The sequence below is a fragment of the Neorhizobium puerariae genome (genome assembly GCF_042429745.1).
Taxonomy (GTDB): Bacteria; Pseudomonadota; Alphaproteobacteria; order Rhizobiales; family Rhizobiaceae; genus Neorhizobium; species Neorhizobium puerariae.
Map to the genome: position 1 here is coordinate 1 of NZ_JBHMAA010000053.1, position 26,399 is coordinate 26,399.

The 26,399-nt window shown below is 49.7% G+C and carries 20 protein-coding genes and 2 pseudogenes; 8 read left to right on the top strand and 14 right to left on the bottom strand.

Translation table 11 applies throughout. The features are described from left to right. Positions 1–226 (top strand): hypothetical protein (locus tag ACFFP0_RS30525; RefSeq protein WP_377265999.1); only part of this gene is annotated, 226 nt, incomplete at its 5' end. A gap of 499 nt (positions 227–725) precedes the next feature. On the opposite strand, the gene ACFFP0_RS30530 is transcribed toward ACFFP0_RS30525, so the two are convergent. The 12 genes from ACFFP0_RS30530 to ACFFP0_RS30585 form a co-directional block, all read right to left on the bottom strand. Further along, the gene (locus ACFFP0_RS30530) at positions 726–2,018 is read right to left on the bottom strand and encodes an alginate O-acetyltransferase AlgX-related protein (RefSeq protein ID WP_377266000.1); all 1,293 of its coding nucleotides are present in this window, start codon (positions 2,016–2,018) and stop codon (positions 726–728) included. Positions 2,019–2,091: 73 nt separating this feature from the next. After that, on the bottom strand, positions 2,092–3,147 hold the full coding sequence (gene rfbB, locus ACFFP0_RS30535) for a dTDP-glucose 4,6-dehydratase (protein WP_377266001.1): 1,056 nt from the start codon (positions 3,145–3,147) through the stop codon (positions 2,092–2,094). 15 nt (positions 3,148–3,162) lie between these two features. Beyond that, a complete protein-coding gene (rfbC, locus tag ACFFP0_RS30540; RefSeq protein ID WP_377266002.1) occupies positions 3,163–3,723 on the bottom strand; it encodes a dTDP-4-dehydrorhamnose 3,5-epimerase in 561 nt (186 codons plus the stop codon). Beyond that, positions 3,716–4,597 carry a glucose-1-phosphate thymidylyltransferase RfbA gene (gene rfbA / locus ACFFP0_RS30545; RefSeq protein ID WP_377266003.1) on the bottom strand — a complete coding sequence of 294 codons (882 nt, stop codon included), beginning with the start codon at positions 4,595–4,597 and terminating at the stop codon, positions 3,716–3,718. Before rfbA ends, rfbC begins: the two co-directional genes overlap by 8 nt. Positions 4,598–4,780: 183 nt before the next feature. Beyond that, the gene (locus ACFFP0_RS30550; RefSeq protein ID WP_377266004.1) at positions 4,781–6,889 is read right to left on the bottom strand and encodes a glycosyltransferase family 2 protein; all 2,109 of its coding nucleotides are present in this window, start codon (positions 6,887–6,889) and stop codon (positions 4,781–4,783) included. A 113-nt stretch (positions 6,890–7,002) separates the two neighbouring features. After that, positions 7,003–7,812 carry an ABC transporter permease gene (locus ACFFP0_RS30555; RefSeq protein WP_377266005.1) on the bottom strand — a complete coding sequence of 270 codons (810 nt, stop codon included), beginning with the start codon at positions 7,810–7,812 and terminating at the stop codon, positions 7,003–7,005. A 91-nt stretch (positions 7,813–7,903) separates the two neighbouring features. Continuing rightward, a complete protein-coding gene (locus ACFFP0_RS30560) occupies positions 7,904–9,169 on the bottom strand; it encodes a KpsE/RkpR family capsule polysaccharide export protein (protein ID WP_377266006.1) in 1,266 nt (421 codons plus the stop codon). Positions 9,170–9,197: 28 nt separating this feature from the next. Next, positions 9,198–9,851, bottom strand: coding sequence for an ABC transporter ATP-binding protein (locus ACFFP0_RS30565; RefSeq protein ID WP_377266007.1), 654 nt, complete (start codon positions 9,849–9,851; stop codon positions 9,198–9,200). A gap of 10 nt (positions 9,852–9,861) precedes the next feature. After that, entirely contained in the window at positions 9,862–11,157 is a 1,296-nt protein-coding gene (locus ACFFP0_RS30570; RefSeq protein ID WP_377266008.1) for a KpsE/RkpR family capsule polysaccharide export protein, read from the bottom strand. An 81-nt stretch (positions 11,158–11,238) separates the two neighbouring features. Beyond that, a complete protein-coding gene (locus ACFFP0_RS30575) occupies positions 11,239–12,279 on the bottom strand; it encodes a hypothetical protein (RefSeq protein ID WP_377266009.1) in 1,041 nt (346 codons plus the stop codon). 245 nt (positions 12,280–12,524) lie between these two features. Beyond that, positions 12,525–13,613, bottom strand: a complete 1,089-nt coding sequence (locus tag ACFFP0_RS30580; RefSeq protein WP_377266011.1) for a hypothetical protein — start codon at positions 13,611–13,613, stop codon at positions 12,525–12,527. Between the two features lie 530 nt (positions 13,614–14,143). Next, positions 14,144–14,989 carry an NAD-dependent epimerase/dehydratase family protein gene (locus ACFFP0_RS30585; protein ID WP_377266012.1) on the bottom strand — a complete coding sequence of 282 codons (846 nt, stop codon included), beginning with the start codon at positions 14,987–14,989 and terminating at the stop codon, positions 14,144–14,146. A 209-nt stretch (positions 14,990–15,198) separates the two neighbouring features. Between ACFFP0_RS30585 and ACFFP0_RS30590 the strand changes: the two genes are divergently transcribed. Beyond that, entirely contained in the window at positions 15,199–17,514 is a 2,316-nt protein-coding gene (locus ACFFP0_RS30590) for a rhamnan synthesis F family protein (RefSeq protein ID WP_377266013.1), read from the top strand. A 20-nt stretch (positions 17,515–17,534) separates the two neighbouring features. On the opposite strand, the gene ACFFP0_RS30595 is transcribed toward ACFFP0_RS30590, so the two are convergent. Next, entirely contained in the window at positions 17,535–18,584 is a 1,050-nt protein-coding gene (locus tag ACFFP0_RS30595) for an NAD-dependent epimerase/dehydratase family protein (RefSeq protein ID WP_377266014.1), read from the bottom strand. Positions 18,585–18,885: 301 nt separating this feature from the next. Here ACFFP0_RS30595 and ACFFP0_RS30600 point away from each other — a divergent pair, with 301 nt between their 5' ends. From ACFFP0_RS30600 to ACFFP0_RS30625, 6 genes and pseudogenes are all read left to right on the top strand, one after another. Then, on the top strand, positions 18,886–19,665 hold the full coding sequence (locus tag ACFFP0_RS30600; protein ID WP_377266015.1) for a hypothetical protein: 780 nt from the start codon (positions 18,886–18,888) through the stop codon (positions 19,663–19,665). A gap of 15 nt (positions 19,666–19,680) precedes the next feature. After that, complete coding sequence (locus ACFFP0_RS30605) at positions 19,681–20,769, top strand: GSCFA domain-containing protein (protein ID WP_377266016.1); 1,089 nt, start codon at positions 19,681–19,683, stop codon at positions 20,767–20,769. A gap of 163 nt (positions 20,770–20,932) precedes the next feature. Then, positions 20,933–23,971 carry a rhamnan synthesis F family protein gene (locus ACFFP0_RS30610; RefSeq protein ID WP_377266018.1) on the top strand — a complete coding sequence of 1,013 codons (3,039 nt, stop codon included), beginning with the start codon at positions 20,933–20,935 and terminating at the stop codon, positions 23,969–23,971. A gap of 272 nt (positions 23,972–24,243) precedes the next feature. Next, positions 24,244–25,527, top strand: coding sequence for an alginate O-acetyltransferase AlgX-related protein (locus tag ACFFP0_RS30615; RefSeq protein ID WP_377266019.1), 1,284 nt, complete (start codon positions 24,244–24,246; stop codon positions 25,525–25,527). A gap of 162 nt (positions 25,528–25,689) precedes the next feature. After that, positions 25,690–25,800: pseudogene (locus ACFFP0_RS30620) on the top strand (transposase); the annotation flags it as partial. A gap of 159 nt (positions 25,801–25,959) precedes the next feature. Then, a pseudogene (locus ACFFP0_RS30625) lies at positions 25,960–26,160 on the top strand (IS701 family transposase); the annotation flags it as partial. A gap of 13 nt (positions 26,161–26,173) precedes the next feature. On the opposite strand, the gene ACFFP0_RS30630 reads toward ACFFP0_RS30625, so the two are convergent. Next, a partial coding sequence (locus ACFFP0_RS30630) for a hypothetical protein (RefSeq protein ID WP_377265999.1) occupies positions 26,174–26,399 on the bottom strand: 226 nt, incomplete at its 5' end.

Here is a 26,399-nt window from a genome sequence, read left to right on the forward strand (position 1 = left end):
CCGGGAGATCATCAGCAATGATGACAACCTGACCTATGGCAATATCATCAGCGTCGTGACCGGAGATGACGAGAGCACACCCTCTCTGACAGACGATGGCATTGACGAACTCAGGCAGATGCTGACGGAGGCGCGTCGGTCAGCCGAAAAATGGCAGGAGTTCCTCGATTGCTTTGTCCTCGACGAAGAGATCGCCGCACGCGTCAAGACATATTCCCCGCGGTAGCAATCGGGCCGTTACCTGCCGAATTCGCTTCCGAACACTAAAAACAATTCTGCCAAAGTTAGTGATAGTGCGCCGCGCTATTCTCGACAGGCCCAAATAAACCTTGCAGCGCCCCCTAGTCGATCAAGGCCGGAATGTCACGGGTTCTTGTCAGGGTGGTGGAAGCGAAAATGCTCAGACAAAATTGGGTCTCGTTCTAATAAGTCCTGCCATTCACCGTCGGAAATCAGACGCATACGATACTGTTCAAGCTGAAATTTCTGCGAATCGTTCAAAGGGGCTAAGCGAGTTGAATCGGCTGGCCCAAAGAAGATGAAATTCAGTGTCCGGCGAAGTAGCTTTAACATAGGAATTTTATGGAATTCACAGATCCGATCGCGTCAACCCGAATGCCTTCGCAAATGGATTTCTGCATATTTTTCGCGATCCATCAACCATTGCGGGTCCAAAAGGGTTGGGTGTGGATTTTTCGAGGCCAAAGCAGAACGCAAGGATCATGTTATGCGCAGCGAATTTCGATACGAGTGATAGAATAATCGATCGGAGCCGATAAGATAATTTCGCTCGCAACCATATCGGCTTCAAGCGTAAAAAATATCTCATTGATACCTGCGTTTACTGGGAACGAGCGGGCGTATCCCGCCCCTGGACTTGCAGTTTTCACCTGTATAGAACTTATTGTCTTGCAATTAAGCGTGATATTGGCGTGTCGTTTTCGTCCGTCATTATTTGGCAATTTGAGGCCTTCTGGTGATTCAAACTTCTCACCGAAGAACACTTCTATGGATTGTCTTTGCAGTTCTCGCGGCCAAATGTACGTTTCGCCCGCTATAGCCAAATCGAAATCGTTAGCATCCTTCCAATATTCTGCATCGAGAAAATTATAAATAAGATAACGCTCTGTCATCAAAAAAATGACGACGTCAGGGTTGAACAACTTAACTGGGCCAAGAACGTTTGTGAAACTTCGCTCCTGCTCATAGTTATGTTGTTGTTGAAGTACTCGGCGAAATCCCGTCTGGATAAAAGGCGAGATTTGATTTCCTGTGGAGTCTCTAAGTAATAGGGCTCGAGCACGATTTGGGGTGCTCGAGCATTCGGTTATGACTGGAAGCTCCGTTAGGTCGATCTCACGTTCACCCCGTTGAACCGACCTAACATAGCCTGGAAGAAGGTAGTCATAGGTAGGTAGATCTTCGGCATATACTGGTCGCATCCATGGGTTTCGGCCCTCTAGACCAACCATATTAAATGCTTCGTTGAAGTCATCTACTGTTTCTATACATTCGTACCGGGGTACTTCGGGAAGAGAAATTTCTGGACAGCACTGAATAATCGCGTTGCGCAGTTCATTCCACCCGACTAGCCCCCCGAAATTATTCCAATGGGAATTGAGAGGAGAAAATGTATCGGCGATTTTTCTCGCTTCTATCAAAGCGGCAGTCGCGTCGACAAAAGTCACCTCCGAACCGGTAAGGTTTTCCCTCAAACGGTGGAATGGCGACGAAGGGTGTGCTGCAGACTTTCTTCTGTCAACTTTATCTGGATAAATGGACCATTTTGCGGGTGTTATGAAAACTATCAGCTTCGACGAACGCCGCTCTAGAACTTTGGCCGCATATCTTAGGCTTTGATCCCATCTGGCCGACACGGCATCATCTATCGCGTGATTGCCGAGAGCTTGATCGCTTTCGCGATCATATCGATTACCAAGAAAGAACCAGCCATCTTTACCAAGATAGCCTTTATCTGGGTCAATCCTCATGCGGAGCGGATTGGAAATATTTTTCAATTTCAATTTCTCTCACACAATCTCTCACAATCAGTGGCCGACTTGGATACGTTGGCCACTTTATTTGCGGCAGTTAGATCTGCCCAAGCCGTTTACCGTCATAGGTATTTTCGCGTAACGGACGCCACCACCAATCATTACCGAGGTACCAATCAATCGTTTTAGTGATACCGCTCTCGAAAGTTTCTTCTGGAGACCAACCAAGCTCTCGGTGGATCTTTGTAGCATCGATCGCGTAGCGGCGGTCATGGCCGGGTCTGTCGGTTACGAAGGTGATAAGCTCTTTGTAACTGGCGCCATTTGAACGCGGTTGGCGTAGATCCAGAATTTCACAGATCGTGTTAACAACATTGAGGTTCGTCCGCTCCGAATTCCCTCCGATGTTGTAGCTCTCACCATCTTTGCCGCGTTTTAACACTAGCTCAAGCGCCCGAGCGTGATCCTCAACAAACAACCAATCACGCACATTTGCCCCAGCACCATAAACGGGAAGAGGTTTCTCAGCGAGAGCGTTCAGTATCACCAGAGGTATGAGCTTTTCGGGGAAGTGAAAGACCCCGTAATTATTTGAGCAGTTCGACATCACGACAGGGAGACCAAACGTGCGGTTCCAGGCCCTAACCAGATGATCTGAGGATGCTTTCGAGGCAGAGTATGGCGATGATGGGTCATACGGGGTTTCTTCGGTGAATAAACCGCCATCGAACGGAAGGTCTCCAAAAACCTCGTCCGTAGAAATGTGATGGAATCGAAACGCCTGCTTCTTCTCGCCCGTCAGTGATCGCCAGTAGCGCAATGCTGTATTGAGCAGCCTCAAGGTGCCAACCACATTAGTTTGGATAAAAACTTCTGGTCCGTCGATCGATCTATCTACATGACTCTCCGCAGCGAGATGCATTATCGCCTCAATCCCTTCAGAAGAAAGGATTTCAAGGATCTTTTCCTCATCGCATATGTCGGCTTGATAGAACTTATAATTCGGCAAGCCGTTGAGCGAGACGAGAGATTGGCTATTTCCGGCGTATGTCAGCTTATCGACATTGACGACGTAATCGGCGGAATTAAGCACAAGGTGGCGACAGACAGCCGAGCCAATAAAGCCGGCGCCACCGGTGACGAGAATCTTCATCTGGTTCATTTCCTGTTAAAAGGAGAAACCGGTGTCGGTTTCGTTCAGTAAAGGCGCCCTCTGGTCCTTCTCGGACAGTTCGTACCCCCCCCCCAATTCCGGCCAACTGATACCTATAGCAGGATCGTTATAACGGATTGAACGGTCGCAGTCGGCGGCATAGTAATCCGTTACCTTATAAATGACCTCGGTATGATCTTCGAGCGTCATGAAGCCGTGCGCATAACCTTTGGGAACCAAGATCTGGTTCCATTCATCCGCTGATAGAGTGAGCCCAACCCATTGACCGAACGTCGGTGAACCCTTTCTAATGTCAACAGCCACATCAAAGATGCTGCCCTTGATGACACGTACAAGCTTGTCCTGCCCATGTGGAGGTATCTGAAAATGCAGTCCGCGAACCGTCCCTCTGCTCGCTGAATACGACTGATTATCCTGTACGAACGTAAGGTCAATTTTGTGTTCAAGCAATTTGGAAGCGTTGTACGTTTCAGAGAAAAAACCGCGATGGTCTCCGAATTTCTTGGGCTTTATCTCCAAAACCCCGGGCAGGCCCAATTCTTTTACTTCAAGCATTGGGGCCTCCCGACACCCGGCGACGCAGATACGCCGTGTATTCCGACTTACCCATTGTCTTAAGTCTCTCCAGTATTGCTTCCGCTGAAAGATAACCCATTTCGTAAGCGATCTCTTCAGGGCACATAATCTTCACGCCTTGACGATGCTCCAACGTCCGCACGAACGATGACGCCTCATGAAGGCTGTCGTGAGTGCCGGTATCAAGCCATGCGTAACCTCGCCCCAGCAGCACGACTTCGAGATCGTTGCGCTGCATATAAGCGTTATTCACATCCGTGATTTCAAGCTCGCCGCGTGCAGACGGCACTATAGATTTGGCGATCTGTACAACATCGTTGTCGTAAAAATACAAACCGGTAACCGCCCAACTCGACTTTGGTTGCGTGGGCTTTTCCTCAATGGACACTACTTTGTTGCTGCCTGCCGCGAATTCTACGACGCCGTAGCGCTCTGGATCCTGAACATGATAAGCAAATACAGTTGCGCCGGAAGACCGCTCGGAAGCGCTTTTGCAATGCTCGGCGAGTCCGTCGCCATAGAAAATATTATCGCCAAGGATCAAGGCTACGCGGCTGTCTCCGATGAAATCAGATCCGATGATGAAGGCTTCTGCCAACCCATTGGGCTGAGGCTGCTCGGCATAAGACAGCGAAATTCCAAAATTGCTCCCATCTCCCAACATGTCCTTGAAGGCCGGTAGGTCCCTAGGTGTGGAGATGATAAGGATCTCCGTTATTCCCGCCAACATAAGCACGCCAAGCGGATAGTAGATCATGGGCTTGTCGTAGATCGGCAGCAATTGCTTTGAAATGGAGAGCGTAAGCGGATGAAGCCGTGTGCCGTTCCCGCCAGCCAGGATAATTCCCTTCATAGATACCTCATTTTCTTTGCCTAGGCGGATAAGCCCCACCCTCATTAAGCTCTGTCTACTAAGTTATGAAATGCTGCAAGACAACCGACGTAGCTACGATTCTGCTTTCCATATCGACTTCAAACCTAACTCCGCCCATTCTCAGACGCAGTGGGACCCTCCAGCCGTGCTTCTCACTCTAGATTAGCGAAACCATCTACGAGTCTTTGGAAGCGGCTCGCAAAGCCTTAATTGGGGCTCTGAAGAGTTCACACTGAAGAATGGGTTGCTTGCAGGGTCGGCATATGCACCCGTTCCGTGTAAGCGTTTCAAATTCGCTTTCTCACGCTCAAAACGTGCCCTGTTCGCTGGACTTCTATCCGATCCACGAGAAACAGATTCGTGATGATATAAACAGGAAAACGGCGTCCAAATAATTCTAAAACCTTGATTATGGGCTCTTATACAGTAATCAACGTCATTGTAAGCTACGGCGAAATTCTCTTCGTCCCAAGCTCCGACGACCTCAGCGCAGTTGCGCGAAACCATCATAACCGCCGCAGTGACGCAAGTCATTGCATTGCGGACGTGCAATCTATTGGTGTGCCCACCAAAGTCTTTCGGTTTTCTGTGGTACCAATGCCCAGCTAATCCGCCGAAGCCAACAATCACGCCTGCATGCTGAAGGGTGTCGTCAGGATAGAGTAGCTTTGCCCCTACGATGCCGACATTTTCATATTCGAAGCATGAGACCATCTCAATTAGCCAATTGGGGTCAATCACTTCGACATCATTATTGAGCAGGAGAAGCAGTTCTCCGCTCGCCTTGGCGATTCCCTTGTTGATCGACCGTGCAAAGTTGAAGGCTTCTTCAGTTATGTCATAGAAAAAATTTCCATGCTCCCTAATATAGCTTTTGTATGTCTCCAAAACACGCTCATCGGTGGAGCCGTTATCAACAATAATGACTTCGAAATTTGAATATTTCGTGTTTTTGTACAAATCTTCAAGCAGAGAAGATATTAGCTCGTATGAATTTCTATTCGGTATTATTATCGATACCTTCAGAGATGTATTCGCTCCAGGCGCAAAATTCACTTTGTGAAACGTATCGGTATCTGCCGGCCCGACGACTACGCTTTGGCCAAGGCGAGAGAAATGATCTACCAACGCTTTACGCGCGTTGGCAGTAGCAACCTGCATGTGCTGTTGCGAGAAAGATTTTTTGTGCCTGCGCCACCAATACGCGGGGTAGGGCATATGCAGAACTTCGCTGTCGTCTAAATCTTCAAGGTAACGTAACAAGAAGTCGTAATCTTGCGACCCATCCAGATCCGAACGCAGGAGACCTGTTCGTGCTATTCGATCTGAGCGGAAAATCGAAAAATGATTGATGTAATTCATGCCGGTAAGCATAATGGGATCGAAGGCCGGCTTGAGAATATATCTTCTTGGAGTCAGATTATGTTCAACTAAAAGAGTGTCCGTATAGAGGAATTTTGCATCAGGATTGTCCGATAGCCCTTTGTATATACTCTTCAGTGCGGATGGAGCAATTAAGTCGTCGTGGTCAAGAAATCCAATCCACGCTCCCTTTGCTTGCGATATCCCCAAATTGGTTGCTTTCGATATGCCACCGTTGCTCAAGGAGCGAACTACACGGACGTTAGGATATGCCGCTTTGATACAATTACCGAGCCATGCGATCGTTGCTGGAGAAGTGGATGCGTCGTCGCTTAAAATCAGCTCTGTGCCTGTGATACCTTGTTGCAAGTAACTGGCGAGCAGATCATCAAGATACCGTGGTGGCGTATTATAGACTGGCGTTACAATGCTTAACCAAATTGCAGTCTCATCAATAGCCACAACATCAGCCAGCTCGATCCCTGCTTGGCGATATAGGGCGCGCGCATGACTTTTGACGGATTGTTTAACATACGTCTTCCTAAAGCGCCGAATCCAGCGTGAAATCATGCTCTCCGCTTCCCACGAGACTTCCTGAACATGGGTTTCAGCATTCTCATTTAGAAAGCGACCTACTGCGCTTTCCAGCTCATGCCGCGTGTTGAACTCTTCCGCAGCGAGTTCGAATGAAGTTACGAACGAGCAGGGATCGAACCGCAGGTCGCCGCGATGTTCTCGTTTACTACGGTCAATGATGAATATGAAGTGCGTATTCTCCGGGGGTGGGATAGCATTCTCTTCGCGATACTTGTTTCCACGCTTCAAATAGAATTTAGGATCCAGTGGCGCATCAAGAGCTGATAGCCTCAAAAGCACATAACCTCGTTCGCGATGCTTCCAACGAAGCATGAATATCGGGTCATCTCCATCACTGCGCCATGTTTGCCAAGGTTGTGACCGCCCTGGACAGGCTGGGAGACTTGAAAGGTCCTTCAGAGGCTGTAACGTGAGAGGCATTTCGATCAACTTTCTAGCATTTTACCACGTAGTAGCCGCTCTAGCGTAAGGCCGAGGCAAAGTGCAGCCAAAGCGAATGCCAGTAGGTAGCTCCGATCGAGCAGACGATCATCATACCCCTCGTAATATGCGAACCGCATCCATTCAACACAATGCAAGAGTGGGTTCCATGACAGCATATACCCGACCTGCTCCGGCAGCGCACTGGCGGTGAATATGGTCCCTGAGGCAAGATAGAGAACGATGAGGGACAACGAATACACATTCATAAAAAAGGAGGCAAACATAACAATGACCCCACACAAAATTCCTACTCCGACAGCAAGAAACAAGGAAGCCAAGAATGCGTAAACCGCTTCGAGTGGAATAAGAGGAAATGGGTCATCGCCTAACGACATAGCGATGCCAAACATAAATGCCACCGTCAGGAAGGCAGCAAGCACCTCAAGCAGAGCCCGGCCTATCAATATGTCGACCATTTTTACGGAAGGAAAGTAAATCAGCGGCTTGTTCATAAGCAGTGAAATCGACATGAAACGGGAGATGTACATAAATGCCAATGTTGGAACGAGACCGGTCCCGAAAAACACGAAAAGGCTGTTACCATACGGCGCAATCCGCCCAGTGAATGAGTAAAGTCCTATCAAAATCAGGGCGTGACAAAGAGGCCAGGCAGAGACGAGCAAAAAGCCAAGGCCATGATTGAAATACCGTGTTCTCATGTCACGAAGCATTACTGCATGGATTACATTGACCTTACGACGCACGGCGAATGACAGGGTGGTAGGGTCCGCCACTGTGGGTAGTTTGGCCATTAGGACGTGCGCCTCTTTTCAGAACCTATGAATTACAACTCCAAGGTCAGCCAGCTAAGCGACCAATTAAATTATATTGCCTCGCCTTCGGTCAAGTGAGCTTGGTATGCAACGTCTTAAGACTCGCAGCGATAATGGCCCAACTGCCAACACTTACGGCAAATACCAGAAAAATCCAAAGCACCCTTTTAGGGTACTCAGCTTCCTCCGCAAGAGTCGGGGTCACGAAAGGGTCAAGGTACATTAACTGTTGCCTGCTTGAAAAACGCACCTGTTCCAGCGTTTTCACACTTGCTGCAAACTGTTTTTCGGCAACTTCTTGCTCAAGGAGAAGTTGCGAAAAATCAGAGGCAATTGATGACAAGCCTCCATCCGGTCCAGATGATGTGCCGGTCATCTTTCCACGCAACGCATCAATCTGCTCCGTCTTGCTAGCGATTTCTCGAGCCAGTACCCGCATCTGAGGCGCATTTTTGTCGACCTCTTTGCCATTCACTTCGTAGCGTTGCTGCAACGATAAGCGCTCTGCCTCAAGCTTCGTGATAAGTCGAGATAGAGACTGCTCTGAAGAGGCTATAGTGAAGACGCCCGATCGGTTCTGCGCTAGCTGGAGCTTTTCTCTAGTGGACTTAAGGTCGCTCGCTGCCTTATTCATATTATCTTCGGCGACTTGCGTGACGTCGCGCCATATGCGCAGGTTCATATCGTTTACGACCCGCTCAAGCTTCGCAAGCACAGCCTGCAAGATAGCCTGGGCGTCAGCACTCGAAAAAGCCTTTAGCTTAATGGTTACGACGCCGCTCGGAGTTGCAATTTCTGATTTTGCCATCTTCTTCCAGTATGCGAGCAACCCTTCGCGCGTTTCGTCTGATGGCAATCGAGCGATATAGTCAACATCATCTCTATCGTAATAAGACCTCAGGTTGATCTGCGTTTCCAGTGTTGTAAGCATGTCGTAACTTGCAAGATAGCTGGTTACGATTTGAGTATCTTGTACAATTTTTGCCGAAGGTATCCCGGTGACTTTCGCGAACTGGTCTTTTCCGGATGCCGGTGTTGATGTCCGCACGGTAAATCGCGTTTCCGATTGATACTGGTCGGACGCGACAAAGCAGAGGTAAACAACGCTTGCAACATTGGGAACGATCAGAACCAGCAATGTCACAAGAATGAAGATGGCCCTAAACCACTGCGTCAACGGACGTGGTCTGAGGCCGACAGCCTTGTAAACAGCGCTCTTGTTCGAAGTTGAGAAGCGAAGCTTGCGGGCTGCCGCGCGCAATGATGTCGAGACGGACTCGCTCCGGTCCAATCCTGAAATCTTGCTGATGCTCATCTGCTTGGGGTCATTCGCCATTGTTAGACGCTGCTGTCATCATTGTTGATCATCGGTTCAATCGGTAATACGTCTCAATTGCATCATCCAATTTGCTAAAAAACAACATTCGACCATCTACAAGCACGATGCCGCGATTGCAGTAGGACGCAATAGTGTCCATGCTATGCGAGATCATGATCACATCTGAATTTTTCCGCCGGCTATCGAAAGCAACACGACAACGTTCTTGAAAACGTGCGTCTCCCACGGCCGTGATCTCATCGACCAGATAGCAGTCAAATTCGATCGCCATCGACAGCCCGAAGGCTAGCCGCGCCATCATACCTGAAGAGTACGTCCTCACTGGTGCATTAATGTAGTCGCCAAGCTCAGCAAATTCCTCCACAAATCCGGAAACTCTACGCACGTCCTCACCATATGCTCGTGCGATAAAGTTGAGATTATCTTTTCCAGTCATCAAAGGATGGAAGCCGCCTGCAAAACCAAGGGGCCACGAGACTCGGAGATCCATCTTGATGCTGCCGGAATTAGGAAGAGATGTGCCCGCAATCATTCTCATAGTCGTCGACTTTCCAGCGCCGTTGACACCAAGGATCGCATACGAGCAGCCAGTTTCGAATTCAGCGCTTACGCGATCTAAAATGATCTTCCTATGATTGTCCGTTTTGAAAAATTTGGAAACATTTTTGAATCGGATCATCACGGACACTTCACAATCTATGGTCTTCGACTGAGGCCCATGCGAGTACCAAGGTACACCATACAACGAACATAACCAGAAGCAGAATGAAAGGTGACGACACTCGGTTCGGGTAAAGCGAATCTTGGGGCAACTCTGGCTCTACAAAAACAATCAGGTAGATGGCCTTTTTGAGTGCTTCAATCTGGGCGGCAGCGAGCCCCGCTCGAGCCGACTCGTAAAGCTTCTCTCCCACCACCCTATCGGTTTCCAGCGCTGAAAATCTTGCTAAAGCGTTGGAGAGATCATTATTTGCCTCTCCTCCACCAGTCATTTCAGCCTTGAGTTTGTCAATCTGCGCCTCCACGGCTGCTTTTTCTTGAACTAACTGGCGATAGGCTGGCGAATCCGATGCAGCAGAAGAGTTCAGCACGAATATACGACTCTCGATGGTTAGGCTTCTCGCCATAGCAGCACCAAGCAACTCACCCGTACTAGACGCTTGTGTCTTCGGATTGAATATTCCCGCGGACCTCTGGTACTCGGTCAATGCGGCAAGCGTGGCCTTGTAATTCTCCTCGGTCCGGAGCACTTCTTCCTGAGATCGCTTGATAATATCAGCTTTAGCCCGTTGAGACAGCTCGTTGACGAGAATGTCGCTTTCGGCCAAAATCAAAGCCGCAAGCCGTTTGGCGTTCTCCGCGTCGAAGGCGCGTACTTTAAGGGTTATAATTCCGGACGGCCCGTCGATGTATGTCTGAATTTGGCGATCCCAGAACTTCAGCAGTTCTTCTTGCGATGAATTGCTTTCCAAACGCGAGAGAAAGTCGACATCGCTTCCGGAAAAAAGTGACACGTAATCGACTTTACCCGAGAGTCTCTTAAGGATCTCCGTAGAATGTATAAAACTGGTGACAACATACGCGTCCTGCGGCGCTGTCGACATTGACATTACACCACTGTCCACATTCTCTCCGCTTTCAGCCGCGACCGAACGAACCGCAAACCGCGCTTCAGAGATGAACTGATCGCTAGCAATAAAAGCGTGATATAGCCCACTCGCGATGAAGGGCAGCAAAACGAGCAGAACAAAACTGACCAAAAGTAGCGGCGGCTTGCTGTTGGTTTCAGGGGCAACATCAATGTCGACGCTGGCATCCCGCTCGACGCTTGGGTCGCTCAGATCTTCAGATCTACGACGCGCGACGAATAGTTTTTGGACGCGCCGAGCGATACCCGTTTGTGTCGATGGGCGGCTAGGCTCTTTCAGCTCCGCGGTCGACTGAACTGCGATAGGATCGTCACTCTGCCTCTGCTGATTTGCCATGCATGATATCTCTCAATCGTATCCGTTAGTCGGCCCTGACGGGCCCGACTGATATTGGTACCAGCGACCACGCCATTGACGTTAGCTGATTTGTAAATTGATTGCCTGCCTTAGATAATGGTCGAAAATAAGATCCTCTTCTAAAAGTCGTTCCACAGCGAGTATCTCCTTAAGATTGTTTGCAAGCTCTTGAATGGGTGAATAAGCGACAGGTGCCTTGAGATAGTCGGAGGGCACCTCCAAAAGCTCGCTAACGGCATCGAGATACGGAAGCGTGTTAGATATATGCCCGACGACCGTGAACCTTGATAAGATATCGATGGCGCTTGCGATCGAACTTTTATCCGGCAGTTGCTCAGGCTGCGTGCATGCTAGCTGCCGCACATAGGGAGAGCGCATCGTGTCCTGAACTCTCGCTGGCATTCGTTTACAGAAGCGGCGTACATCGTCTTGATCGCTAAGATCGATATCTTGGAAGTATTCAGCAGCCGGCGAAAATGTAATCATATCCCTTTCAGAAAGAAATACATTCTTAGTTTTGCTAATTCGGCTAATCATATAAATTCGCGAGGCCATTTCGTAATAAGGATCATAGAAAAAACCAACGAAATGGAAATCTTTTTCGAAAAACTCCTCGTAGTTACGGATCATAATGCGACCACTGAGATATATGGAAGCCATGACTGCGAGATGAAAGGACTGAAGTGCCGTCTCATGACCAAACCGATCCAATCCACCCTGAACATAGTGAAACAGCGGGGAAACGTGGCGGTCGAATGCCACTGCAGGAATAATCTGCGTTTCTAACCTCATCACTTTCTTGTTAACCGGCGGCATATAGGGCAGGCGCCTATATATGAGTATCCCGCTTTTCGCGTCTCGTATCTCAAGGTTTCGCTTGGTAACAAGGCCGGGGATGATTGAGCCGTCAATCCGAAATCCCACCTTGCCGGTATCATGGCGACGAGCATCTCGCACTGAAGGGCGTAGTTCATTGCACGGCATAGTGAATGAGAACTCACCACCTTCGGTGACGGTTATCGAAGCGATGTCGGAATGGCCATCGGGAACGATATACCCTGAAATATTATCGCCATCGTCGAACTCAACTCCGAATAGCAAGCGCGGATCCTTTATCCGACCGGAACCTTAAACTTGAGGAATACGGATCCAGTATCAAGTTGGAGCAAGATATCGCCCCTCTTCCGAGGTTCGATTCGCACTCAAATTATTCGACGTTACATTCCAAATCAAACAGATGCGGCACGCACTGTTTTGAATTGGTCCCGCGCGACAAGCTCAATCTACTGCGCCAGGCCACCGACCGGTCAATATCTAAATGAGGCTAGACGCAACAGCAACAAAAGCTATTTGATCTCAAGCCCCAAGCCGCCGAGTTCAATCATTTCCTCAACTCTTTTTCTGGTTGCACTTGCAGCAGATACTCTCAATTTGGGTTGATCTATAAGAGCCAAGAGGCTGTTGATCCAAGTTGATCGCACAAATGGGACAAGGATCTCGTCTTTGCCCTTCTCTTCGTATGCAGCGCAGTCGCTAAAAAGACCTGCAGCGTGCACTCTTGCAACATCTATGCGTTTTGTGCTTGAGCGTGAGGCGTTCGCGCGGTGAGGAGCCAGTGGAACCAACATGATATCGATGAAACGCCCTGAATTTGCTTCGAGATAGGCAGGCCAGGACACATGCTCTTTTATGAAGACTCTGCTTGAATTCAGGCTGCACCAGAGGCTCCTCGTCGTTTTCCCTGCGTAAACCTCGAAGCTCACGTTTGGCCTAGCATCAAGAACTACTTTTATTACGTCAAAAAGGAAGGCGTGCTCCTGAACATGCACGTCAGTAGCGTGGTAAGCTATCAATATGTGGCCCGCTACATTAGTCACTTTGTTGTGGTTGGGTCTTGGTCGAATTATCTCATCAGATGGGGCAGGCGGCAGTACACGAGGCCGAAGATGCGAAAGCTGTTGCGCGAGCTGCGGTGTGGACACCCAAACTTTATCCAAAGCGGTCTTTAGACATTTAAAGGGAGCGACGGCATCTCGATAGAGCCTGTAGCGGTATCTGGCGGTGGCATCCTGTCCGAGTATTACAGCGGAAATGTCGTCATCCCAGAACACACCCACACCTGCCAACTTGCTACGATTCGCGTTCACCCACTTGATAATTGGCTTGGTGGAATAACGAACAAATATTAGAAATACTCCAGCAGGCTCGATCGAGGCCTCGTTGAAGTCCCTAAAATCAATTGTCTCATATCTAGGCATGCCTCGCGCAGCGAGGCGAGCAGCAAAATAGTACTCATACGTGGGATTTGGAAACTTCCCTACGATGATTACCCGCTGGATCCGCGCCTCATTAAGAGGAGAGTTCAATTGCTCTCTGGCAGGAATACGTAATCGGTCCTCCAACCATGCACGAAATGATCTGCGAAAATCGATCAATGATTGCTCCTGCCTCGCCCCATCACGCCGAGTTGCCGAACTCGTGTCCAAACGGTTCTATTTCGCAAAATCACATAAACCTAGCGATACGAGTTTAACAGTGTCGCCGTCAAAAATCCGGCAAGCAGTAAATCGGAACGACTTGCGCATCGCTGACCCCATTCATCATCACAGGGCGATCAAAATGGATTGCCGCAGCGGTATCGCTCAATCATCCGCCTACTCACTGCGAAATTTTCGTCTCTCTTCATAAAAATCGACATTTTCATGAATCAAGCATCGGCACGAAATTGGAACGTCATTCAATCTAGTTCGAATACGCGGTCCATCTGAATACTCTTCGGCGTGCGGTCCTTATGTCAGGCCCTTCGGCTCCACAGATGACATATGCAACCAATCCGCTCGGTCGACAAAGCATCACTGGCACCTCGAAATAGCGCGTTCCAGCGCTCGCTTCGCTACGATCGGCTGAGCATTTCGTATAAGGCAACGTTTCCGCCGCCAAACCGATCGCAACTGACGGAGCAAGCCTAGCTCGAAAACGATTGCGCAGAGCGAAGGGCCTGATCGAGTTTTTTCCGATCTCCCCAAACTGCACGCGAATCGTACGTCCTCAAGGGGAAGCCACCCCAATTTAGCTTAATCTGCATATTTCTGTCTTCCACGAAGCGGAGGACCATACTTTTCAGACTCGTCGGGTCACCTGAGCAGCAGTTTATGACGCCTGTAACCTCCCGCTGGCTTGCCACGCTGCCGATTTGCGCGCCGAGCTCCGCTACGTCGATAAAATCATAAAGCAATTCACCACTGTTCAGCGAAAATTCTGCGTGGCCGTTCTTTTCGGCCTCGAGTAATTTTGTAAAAATTGAATTATTCAGCTCGTCCTCACCATAGATGTAAAAGCATCTTATCCACTGGTTGACCGCTTCAAATTGCTTACAATAAAGGTCCTGTACCCGCCTCAGATGATCCTTCGCAATTCCGTAGGCATTCATTGGAAAAGTTGGAGTGAACTCATCAATAGGTCCAACATGATAGCCGATTTCGTGCATAGTCCCGAGTCCCACGACATGCCTTAAACCTCCTTCCAGCATATTGTGAATGAATTCTATGTGTTTCGAAAGGTTGCCAAGATGCTTTGGGCTTGCATGCTTAAAGCCGTCTTCCCAGGCGAGATCGATGAGAACATCTGGTCTGCCCGATGCATCATAGATGGCCGGAGTCGATTGAAGGATATCCAACTTGATAACTTTAGCGCCCGGGATCGAGGATTGATCTCGTCGCGTTGCGACAATAACATCGTTACCGTTCGCCACCAGCCATTTAACGACATGACGTCCGACGTAGCCTTCTCCACCTGTCACCAGATACTTCAAATGCGACACTCCACCGCTGAATAAAACCAAGCTTGCTAGACAGATAACTGACCCTGGGGGTATGAAAGCGCGAAAAGCTTGTCAATACCGCTGCCGATCCGCGCGAGATTGGCTCAGCACGGTCTGAACCTGTCGCTGACGCGCGATGAATGCAAAGGCATGTGTCAGGCCAGACCACTAATGCAACCCACAAGTACAAAGGCCGCTCGATGGTAGCCTCACCCAATCGCCTATGTATTGCATTCTTTTACGACGACGGCGGCGTGATTGATGAATATTTTACGCATTTACTGGCCGAGATCCGTAATTTCTGCAGCAGACTGGTCGTTGTTATCAATGGCGACATAGATCAAAGATCTGCCTATTCGTTGGCTGGCTTAACGGATGAAATTATTCTGAGAGAAAATGTCGGCTATGACGTGGGCGCTTACAAAGAAGCGTTAGCCCATGTAGGCTTCGACGCCCTCGCTGGCTTTGACGAACTAATATTGCTTAACCATACGTTTTTTGGCCCTCTCTTTCCATTAGAAGACATGTTCTCGGACATGGAGGAGCGCCAATGTGACTTTTGGGGGATCACCGCGCACAAGGAACTTCGACCTAATCCCTTTACGGGCGAAAGCGTCTTACCCTTTCATCTGAATTCCTATTTTATCGCGATACGCTCATCAATACTTCGATCCGACGCATTTCAGCTATATTGGGCTACGCTTCCCGAAATCCATAGCTATACTCAATCAATAGTCCTGCACGAAACGAAGTTTACGAAACACTTTTTGGACCTCGGTTACGCGGTCAGTGTGTATATCGATCCCAGTGATTTCAGCAGTAACTATGGGGTGTTCGAGGAAGTCGATCGCGCGATTGAGCTGAAGTGCCCAATCATTAAACGACGCTCATTGTTTGTTGATCCGTCCCTTGCAGATCGCTTAGCCTTGGACGTACCCCGTGCATTGTCGGAGATCGAACGGCAGGATTACTACGACTTAAATCTCATACGGAAAAATATACTTCGAACGCAGCAACTCCGTGTATTCCACACCAATGCCGCGACGATGTCTATTCTGGGTGAAGGATATACAAAAGACAGAACCGATGTATCAACGTTGAAAATGGCCGTATGCGCGCATATATACTACGTAGAAACTGTCAAAGATTTATTAAAATACTGTAAAAATATCAATTTAAAATTCGATTTCATATTGACGACCGATACGGTGGAAAAAAAAGACGAAATTCTTCGTAGAATCTCTGAATATCAGCCTCTTATATGCTCTGAAAATATAATCGTTCGCGTAGTCGAGAAAAATATCGGTGCCGATACGTCCGCGCTACTAATAGCCTGTCGGGATCTGTTCCTTGATGATCGCTATGATCTCGTTTGCCGAATTCACGGAAAGAAATCTCCCCAGGATGGCGGAGCCCGATCCAGCTTTTTCAAACGTCACCTCTATGAAAATCTTCTTGGTAGCGAAGCCTATGTGAGAGACGTCATGTCTCTTTTTGCGAATAACGATCACATTGGCATGGCGTTTCCGCCGGCCATTCACGTCTACTATGGAACTTTGGGGCATGGTTGGTTCAGCAATCTGAAGCGCGCACAGGAGATTGCGGGGAAGTTAGATCTGCGTGTTACGTTCGATGACGCAACGCCTGTGGCTCCGTATGGCGGTATGTTTTGGTTTCGTCCCTCTGCGTTGAAAAAGATCTTCGCTTACGAGTGGACTTGGGAGGATTTTGAGTCCGACACGATGTACGCCGATGGTGACCTGCCTCACGCAATTGAGCGGCTTTATGGATACGTTGCGCAAGACGCAGGGTACAGCTCTGAAGCGATTGCCACTAAAAGACAAGCGGAGTCCAACTACGTTCGGCTTGAGTATAAGCTCCAAAAGCTGCTCTCTTTGATGCCGCGAGCAGACTTCATCGACAGTTGCGAGGCGCTGGAAAGATGGGGAGCGGCGGGATACCCAATGGCGACTGCCCGCCCCAGCTTGGTTGAAAATACCGAGAGAGCAAAGCCAGTAGCTCGGCCGGCGGCTATATCGCTGCTGGTCCGGGCCCGTGTCGCTTCCGAATATCTTAAATCAGGCAATAGCCCATCAGGCCGCTTCCTTTCGCGCCTGCGTCGTTGGCATCGGTCCGCCAGCAAAATGACGGTTACAATCGACGAGCTTAACGGCCTACCCAATCCAGGAGGCGCTTTGCTCTCCTTTTCTCACGGCAAACTTAGTGAATTGGTCGTCCGAGGTTGGGCAGTTCCGCCGGGGCGTGATAGCGTTTTCGCAACCATGCTTTTACAGCTAGAAGGCTCCGATACACGACTGGTTAGCGAATGCCTGATGACTGAGAGGCCGGACGTGGCGGCTCATTTGCGCAGCAAACAGCGACTGCGATCGGGATTCGTTGCGCGAATAGCATCCTCGGAAATCCCAAGGGGCACGTTTAATTTGAGATTGGTGGGCGTCACCGTAGGCGGCAGAAAATTTGTGAGCCACTCGACGGCAACAATCGTCATCTCCTAGGGGAACTCACTCCGCACCTCTCACTGGGCGTCCACCCAACTGGCCAAGGCCTTGACCCCGTCGCCCATCGTCCAGCGCGGTTGCCAAGGATAATCGGCCTTAGCCCTGGCTATATCGCAAGACGCATGCCTCACGTCTCCGTTGCGAAATTCACCGGTAATCTTGGGGTCAGGCGCTCCGTAGCAACCAGCAACAAGATATGCCAGCTCCAGCAGCGACGTTGAGGTTCCTGAGCCTACGTCGTATGGCTGCCTGCCGCCTCCGCCGTTCGCAGCAACTTCGAGAAGCAAGTCCACTACATCGTCGACAAATACAAAATCGCGAGAGATCGCGCCATCCTCAAAGACCGAGATTGGCTGCATCCTTCTCGCAAGTGTGAAGAACAACGATACTACGCCGGTATATGGATTTTTAAGGGATTGGCCTGGCCCGTACACGTTCTGGAATCGAAGTATATTGAGCTCGACACCGAATGCCTGAGACCAAGCAGAGAGAAGATGCTCCTGGGCAAGTTTGGTCGCACCATAAACGCTAGTTGGATTCGTCGGCGTAACCCCGGCAACTTGCAACAGGGGACGCATCCCTGGAAAATCCCATATCCCCTTCTCAAGCATCGCTCGCGAGCGCTGGCCCGGAGAGACGATGCTGCCACTCTTAGTGTCCTGCCATGCGCCTTCTCCGTAGACTGCACGGCTTGACGCTAAAACAATTCTTTCCGGAATTTTACCGCTTCGTGTGAGAGCGTCCATCATTACGGTTGTGCCGCAAACGTTGACAGAGGCGTGGCGGGAACTCTCGGTCAGTGATTGCCCTGTTCCGGTTTCCGCCGCCAGATGTATGATGACGGAGGGGCTTACATCCGCCAAAATCGAGCTCCACATGTCGCGCTGAACAACATCACCTGCAATAAATTCTACAGCAGGATGCATGCTGGGGGATTGCCCGAACGGATGAACTTGTGGATGAAGATTGTCTATCGCGACAACTCGATCAAAGCAGCTTGTCAATCTACCGGAAATGGATCGCCCAATAAAGCCGGCGCCGCCCGTGATCAGACAGACCTTTCCCAATGCTAGTTCCCCCACCGTTGGGTTTGCGCTCCGCCTCGAGCTATCAGACCCGTGTTTGTTCCGAAATTGATGCCCCAGCATTAGAGCAAGGAGCTGCTCTGCACTAGACCGATTTCGGGCATCCTGCCCTTTTTCGCAGCGATCCAAATTTCTCAAAAAAAAACCGGCGTTTATTGCCGCAGTGAAGTGGTTCGACTAGTGTATGGCCACGTTCACAACGATACCGGTTTGACTTCTCTCGAAAAGAATGAGCGATCCCGCGACGACAATTGGTGCCCTTGGCCTTCCTGAAAGGTAAATAATGGAAAACACGGCGATAATCATCTTAGGCCACAGTCACGTTGGGGCCCTTCACGACGCTTTACGCGATGTTGCCCCTTACGATTCGCAACAGAACGGCGCACATTTTTTTATCCACGATGTTTGGGCAAACCGCACCGACTACGCTATGCCGGATGGGAATGGGGGCATCAAGTTCAATGCGGACGTGCTCGCCGCTATCGATCGCGTTGTCCCGGAGGGAATGTCGCGCAGATACATTTCGGTGATGGGGGGCAACGGACATATCGTGTTGTCACTCGAAAAGCACAGCCGGCCATTCGATTTCGTCTTGAAGGAGGATACTTCTCTTCCAAACGACTCTGATGCAGAAATCCTGCCTATGGCCTACGTCAAAAAGATACTAACACCGTTTATTATGCCCTACGTGTGGCAGATGATAAGCTTTCGAATGGCTGTAGGTACTACCATTACTCAACTCGAAACGTGTCCGCCTTATGCTGACGATGATTATGTCAGATCTCACCTGGGCGCCTACATCACCAACACTCAGAACATAATTTCTGGCCCTTTGCGTAAGAAGATGTGGCGGCTCCACTCGGCAATGGTGAACGAGATTGCATCTGCATCAGGGATCGAATTCTTGAACGTACCCACAGACGGACTGGATAAGCAGGGCTACATGCACCGCAACGGATATGGCCCAGACGCAACTCATGCAAATGCCTGGTACGGAAATCTCGTCGTGCAGCAGCTTGCTCAGTCTCTACCCATCGCATCTTACACTCGATTTTCCGAATAGGTAGGAAGGTTCCACGTGTCCCAGCATCCTTATAAAAACCTCCCCCAGCACACACGCTGGAGCCGATCCGTCGCTTCGGTAGACATGCAAGATGTCGATCCTGTTGGCACGTTTCCATTCAGGCTTACCCGGTCCGATCGCGTGGCCACAGCTGGCAGCTGTTTCGCCCAACATATCGCTAGGCGTCTGAAGGCGTCGGGCTACACGTACTACGTAGTTGAAGATGGGCACCCTCTGGGATCAGAAGAGCTTAAGGCGGAGTTCGGTTACGGGACTTACTCCGCTCGCTACGCAAACATATATACCGCCCGCCAGTTAGTGCAGCTCTTTCAACGCGCTTTCTCACAGTTCAGCCCGCTGGAAGACACATGGCACGATGCCACCAATGATGCTTTTGTAGACCCGCTCAGGCCCGCAATTCAGCCCGGCGGCTTTTCTAGTCGAGAGGAAATGCAGGCAGATCGCAGGCAGCACTTGCTTGCCGTTAGGAAAATGTTCGAGACACTGGATTACTTCGTGTTCACACTCGGACTCACGGAAACCTGGATCGATCGCAGGGATGGAACAGTCTTTCCTGTATGCCCCGGAGTTGCGGGTGGAAATTTCGACCCATCCGTCTTTGAGTTCCGGAATTTCTCTGCGTTAGAAGTGATTTCTGATCTTAATTGGTTCTTGCACGAACTAAGGCGCGTCAACCCTGCCGCCAAGGTGATATTTACCGTCTCTCCAGTGCCATTAGCTGCAACGGCTAGGGCGGACACTCATGTGCTTACCGCGACAACCTATTCGAAATCCGTCCTACGCGTCGCAGCGGAAGAAATAGCGCAAATTCATGGAAATGTAGCTTATTTTCCTTCTTACGAGATCATAACGGGAAGCTTTTCACGAGGAAGCTATTTTGCAGAAGACCTTCGCTCCGTGAGGGAGGAAGGGGTAGATCACGTGATGAAGTTGTTCTTCAAGCACGCAACCGAAGAATCTGACCTAGCATCTGAACCTTCTCAACAAGAAGAACAGCGTCCGGATCCCTTCTTAGAGAAGATGTCAAATGTTGTCGCCGTCCTCTGCGAAGAAGAGCTTATAGAGAAATCAATGGCTAGCTAAATCAAGGCAGCCCTCTTGTTTTCAAGCACCGCCTGTTTAAGAAACCAGGCAATTTTACGCTAGGAAGGCCGCGCTACATCCTTTAGTCCATGAGGCGACGCGCAGCCCGCATGGGCTTTTGCGCAAACGAAATTCTCTACAATTATCAAGAGAGATTGATATAATGAATCGACTTGGGATTGCGTTCTTCTACGACGAGAAGGGCATCGTGGACGGCTACATGGTCCACCTTCTTTCGAAGATGAAAGAGCATTGCAGCAAAATCCTGCTTGTCTCCAACGGAGAAATCGACGCTGAGTCTCGAAAACAAGTGGAGCAGGCAGGCTGCGAGATATTCGTGCGGGAGAATACCGGATTCGACGTTGGCGCCTACAAGGCTGCAATTGAGAAGATTGGGTACCGCGAGATCGCGAAATATGACGAATTGATCTTATTCAACCATACGTTCTATGGCCCCATTTATCCCCTGTCAGAGATGTTTGACAAGATGGATGGGCGGGAAGTGAGCTTTTGGGGGATCACCAGCCACAAAGAGATGGTGCCCAACCCCTTCACCGGGGAAGGACGTCTGCCTCGTCATATAAACTCACATTTCATTGCCGTTCGGAAGTCGTTGTTACAGAGCAACGAGTTCGTTTCCTACTGGCAAGACATGCCAGTGATCACCAATTACTTCGAATCAATTCTTCGTCACGAATCCAAATTTACGGAACATTTTAGCAAACTTGGGTTTCCATTCGCTGTCTATTGCGACGATTTGGATTACGACTCTCATTACCCTAGCTTCATAAATATAGATCAAACGATCGAAGATCGCTGCCCTATATTGAAGCGCAGGCCTTTTTTTCATCCATACACGTTTCACGAAGAATATGGCATCGATCTCCCCAGAGCTCTCCGCATTATAAAGGAGAAGACCGGTTATGACGTAGCTCTCATATGGAAAAACATCGTAAGGTCCGCCGATCTACGGACATTAAATACGAATGCTGCTCTTATGAGCATACTGCCAGACGTTCGTATCGCTAACACGGAACGCGTTTATGGCAACATTGCTGTTTGCGCGCATATCTACTACACAGATATGACCTCTGATCTGCTTGCTCTAGCAGAAAACATTTCAGGCAATTTTGATTTCATTGCGACAACGGATTCGGAGGCAAAAGCCGACGAGATCAGGACGGTACTCGCAGACTGCCCTAAGATCAGGAACGTCATCGTCCGCGTTCTTGAAAAGAACAGAGGCAGGGATATGTCGGCGCTTTTCATAGCCTGCCGCGACCTCTTTCTTGACGATCGCTACGATCTTGTATGCCGCATGCATTCGAAGAAATCTCCACAGGTCGATAGTTCACGCAGCCTGCTCTTCAAGCGCCATATGGAAGAAAACCTGCTGAACAGCCGTGGTTATGTGGAAAACGTACTCGATATGTTCGCCGAGCAACCATGGGTGGGTCTCGCGATTCCACCTATCGTGCACATCTCCTACCCGACTCTTGGAAACTCTTGGTTCGCAAATAGGCCGCGCGCTGAAAAGATCGCGAAGATGCTGTCGATATCGGTAAAATTTGATGACGATACGCCGGTAGCCGCCTACGGGACCATGTTTTGGTTCAGACCGAAGGCTTTGAGGAAGCTGTTCGCTCACAACTGGTCTTGGGAAGATTTCAATGCAGAGCCGCATCATGTCGATGGCGGGCTGGCCCACGTTCTCGAGCGGCTAATTGCCTACGCTGCGCAAGACGCTGGTTATACCACTCAACATATAATGAGTGCTGCTCAAGCCGAGCGTAATTACGTTTCCTTAGAGTACAAGCTCCAGAAACTTTCCAGCATCCTGGGCGGGGACTTTAATTGGCAATATTCGCTGCTACGACGACTGCACGCCTCGGGCTCACTGCTGGATCATACGGCGGAGTCGAATCGCGCGAATGGAGACGGTTGGAAATCGGAATGGTGGCATGACCATGCAACTGGTGCCATAGCGGTCGGCGATGCTAACGCAAACCATATCATATCTGCGCAGACCGTGCAGAGCGGCGGGGCTATCCCGCGCACAACGAAAATCAACTGGCGAGGCTTGGGCAAGGCTCGTAAAAATAGTAGTCGATTGCTGGGATCGCTGGAACACGATGGAAAAATTATAGCTGATTTTCTAAAAGAGGCTTCAGGCGGGCACGATATCGTGGGTGGTTCCGAGGGGCTTTTGCGTCAGGCTTGGATCTATCTTCTTTCCGATATGAATAATCGCCGCGAACTGCTGTTTCTGTTCGACAGCGAATATTATCTCGCTTCGAATCCCGATGTCGCTAACAGCGGGATAAATCCCTTGATGCATTTCATAACAGAAGGCGCCGGTGAACGCAGAAATCCGCACCCACTCTTCAATGTTGAGTTCTATTTAAATAATTACCCAGATGTTGAGAGGGCAGGCATCAATCCGCTTCTCCATTTCATACGCTTTGGTGGAATGGAGTTGAGAGAAACTCATCCTTTGTTCGACGCAAAGTACTACAGTGTACTGTACCCGGAAGTAATGGCCGCTGGCCTTTCCCCTCTACACCATTATGTGCGTTATGGTGGTAAAGAGCGGCGCAATCCTCATCCGCTTTTCGATACACAATATTATATGCAGCAGCGCCGATCAAAGGGTGTCGAGACTATCGGCAATCCGCTGATTGATTACGTAACTCTTGGCGCAAATAGCGGAGCAGATCCGCATCCGCTTTTCGATGAAAGGTATTATCGCCAGATGCATTCCAATGCCATCCGCGAGGAGAATGCTCTGGTCGACTTCATCATGAGAGGTGCGAGCGCCCTGCAGACGCCTCATCCGCTATTCGATCCAAAATTCTACATTGAGCAGCAGGTCGAAGGCTGTCATGAAATTGCAAATCCGTTGGTTCACTACCTGCAGAACAGGGATATGCAAAGGCACCAGCCTCATCCGCGGTTCGATGCTGCTTTCTATCTGCAACGCTACAAGGAAGTTGCTGCGGCGAATGTTGACCCACTGATACATTATGTTCGTTGGGGGGTTAGCGAAATTAGAGACCCCAATCCTGACTACGATGCGTCTACAAGACAAACGGAGTGGCAGGCTTCGGGCAATGCATTCGTGGAACTGATACGCAAAGAGACCGAAACTAATAGAAAGGATGCGCCTGCACACCAAACAGAAGCGGTGGGGAAACTTTCTTAAATCGCATCTAAAGATCGGCTGAACAGTAAACTAGTGATCTTAACGAGTGCTGACTTCGAAGCTCGCTCAGTTGTGGAGTTTCCCAGCAGCCTGTGCTTGTTCAAAGCGCATATGGCGTCAGAGCTAGGATCCTTTTTCAGTTTGAGGCGTGCTAGGGGCTTTTTTCCTTGAAGCGTAAAGCCGAGCCAATAGCGTTAGCGACTAGTGGGCTCGTTGAGAAAGTTTCTTGGCCGCGCTTAGGATCTAAGTTTGGCGAGCTGTGTGGTACTTAAATGACCGAAAAAGTTGACCTTGACATAAACGAAGGCTATTTTCTGGAGAATGGTTGGTTTTTCTTAGGCGAAAAATATGCCAACGATTTCAGCCAAGCCTGCGGTACGTTTCAACCGGTCACGGGACACGCGGAGCAGTGGGCCGAGACCGCAGAGCTTATTTCTGATCAATGTCAACGACGAGGTATCCCCTCCATTTTTGCCGTTGGTCCAGCGAAATGGTCGGTCTATCGCGATTTTGCCAGCCAGATCCCTGAATTTCGACCAGGGCAGACGAGCCTCCATGATCAAATCGCCAGTGCAGCATCATCAAAACAGCTTGATTTTCTAGATCTACGCGGAGTTATGCGCGAAGGTAGGAAAATTGCCGATACTTACTCCCCCCGCGATTCTCACTGGAACGGCTACGGGGCTTATCTGGCTTGGCGTGAGATCTCAAGTTCCTTCAAACGCCACTTCCCAAACCATGACTTTTTCGATCCTGGGAAAATTGAGAGCATAGAGACCTCCGACGACTGGAATGAGGCTACGAGTTTGACTGGCGTTCCAGGCCTCAACGTATTTTCTTATCCAGTGTTTTCGCATCCATTTAAGGACTTTCAGATGCGGAGGTCCTCAGAAGGTTGGTCGGATCAGAACTCGAATTCGCTTCTTTACGTCTCCTACCTGCCAGTTGACACTCGGTGCCAGAATTCTACGTCCGGCCTAAAGGCACTGATTATAAGGGATTCAGTTGGCGATCTTCTGTCACCCTATTTTAATTCGACGTTTAAAGAAACGTACCACAGGACACATCATGTTAATGTAGAAGGTCGCCCTCCTAACTTGTCGGCGCTACTGCGGGATTATGCACCAGATGTCGTCTTGTTCATGTTTACAGAGCGCTATCTTATTTATCCGTTTCTGGATGTTGAAATGGCACGGGCTTGTAAGACATTTGAAGAGCGACAGGAGAAGGTGGCCTACTGGCCAGCTGTTCCTAATAAAATGAAACTGGAGATTGATGGTTGGGAACGTCCAAAGCACCCAGTTCTCATTAAACTACCTACTCAGAGTCATTCGAATAGCATCCTGAAGATTTCCATCCAGACTGAAGGAACGGGAGCTCTACTGGTTTCTTATACCGCAGGCGAGAACGTGAGGCACAAACATTTTGTGTATCGTAGCGGACCGAATGATTTTTTTGCGGATATCTCGGGCGACGTCTCCGGAGACCATGTCTGGCTTCTTGATCAACACAATCCCTCTCCGACATTCCTCACCGCTGTCTCGCTATCGTTTTAGTTACTGTAGCTATCTGACTGGATGGATCGGCGGGAACGAGCTAAAGTCATATGGCCGCTTCTGACGCTCAACGATAGGTGTTGCATCAGGTCGTAGGTTTGACCTGCCACTGCGAATTTCCTCCAAAATTGATTAGAGTTCGGCCTGACGAAGGACGGACGCATGAAGAAGCAGAGATTTAGCGAAGAGCAGATCATCGGTGTGCTGCGTGAGCAGGAGGCTGGCGCAAAGGCGGCTGACCTCTGTCGCAGACACGGAATTTCAGAAGCGTCCGTCCTTTAATAGGCCGGACTCTAATCCATCCTGGAGGAAATTACCCGTGGCAGGTCAGGTTCATTCTAATGCACGACGCAAATTGCACTAATACTACAGTTGCATATTTTGGCAAATCATGATTCCTTACTGCTGATTAGCGGATAGAGGAGTCACGCCATGTCGGTTGCGAGCTGGACGGGTGCGCTGATTGATTGGCGGCGGGCACTGGCAGAAGTGAAGACGTTTATTGCCCCTGCCTTCAAACGGGTGGAGCAGAGGCAGACCGCCGGGATCTTCATTGATGGGCTTTTATCTCGGGCTGAACGCAAAACCGGCTGGATGCTGGCGGAAGAGGCGGGTCTGGATCGTCCCTATCGTAACGGCCCGATTGCTACCGCGGGGAATATGTCTTGACGCGTGCGGCGATCTCTTCGTCGAGGACAAAGCAATCGAGGAACTCCTGCCATTTTTCGGCTGACCGACGCGCCTCAGTCAGCATCTGCCTGAGTTCGTCAATGCCATCGTCTGTCAGAGAGGGTGTGCTCTCGTCATCTCCGGTCACGACGCTGATGATATTGCCATAGGTCAGGTTGTCATCATTGCTGATGATCTCCCGG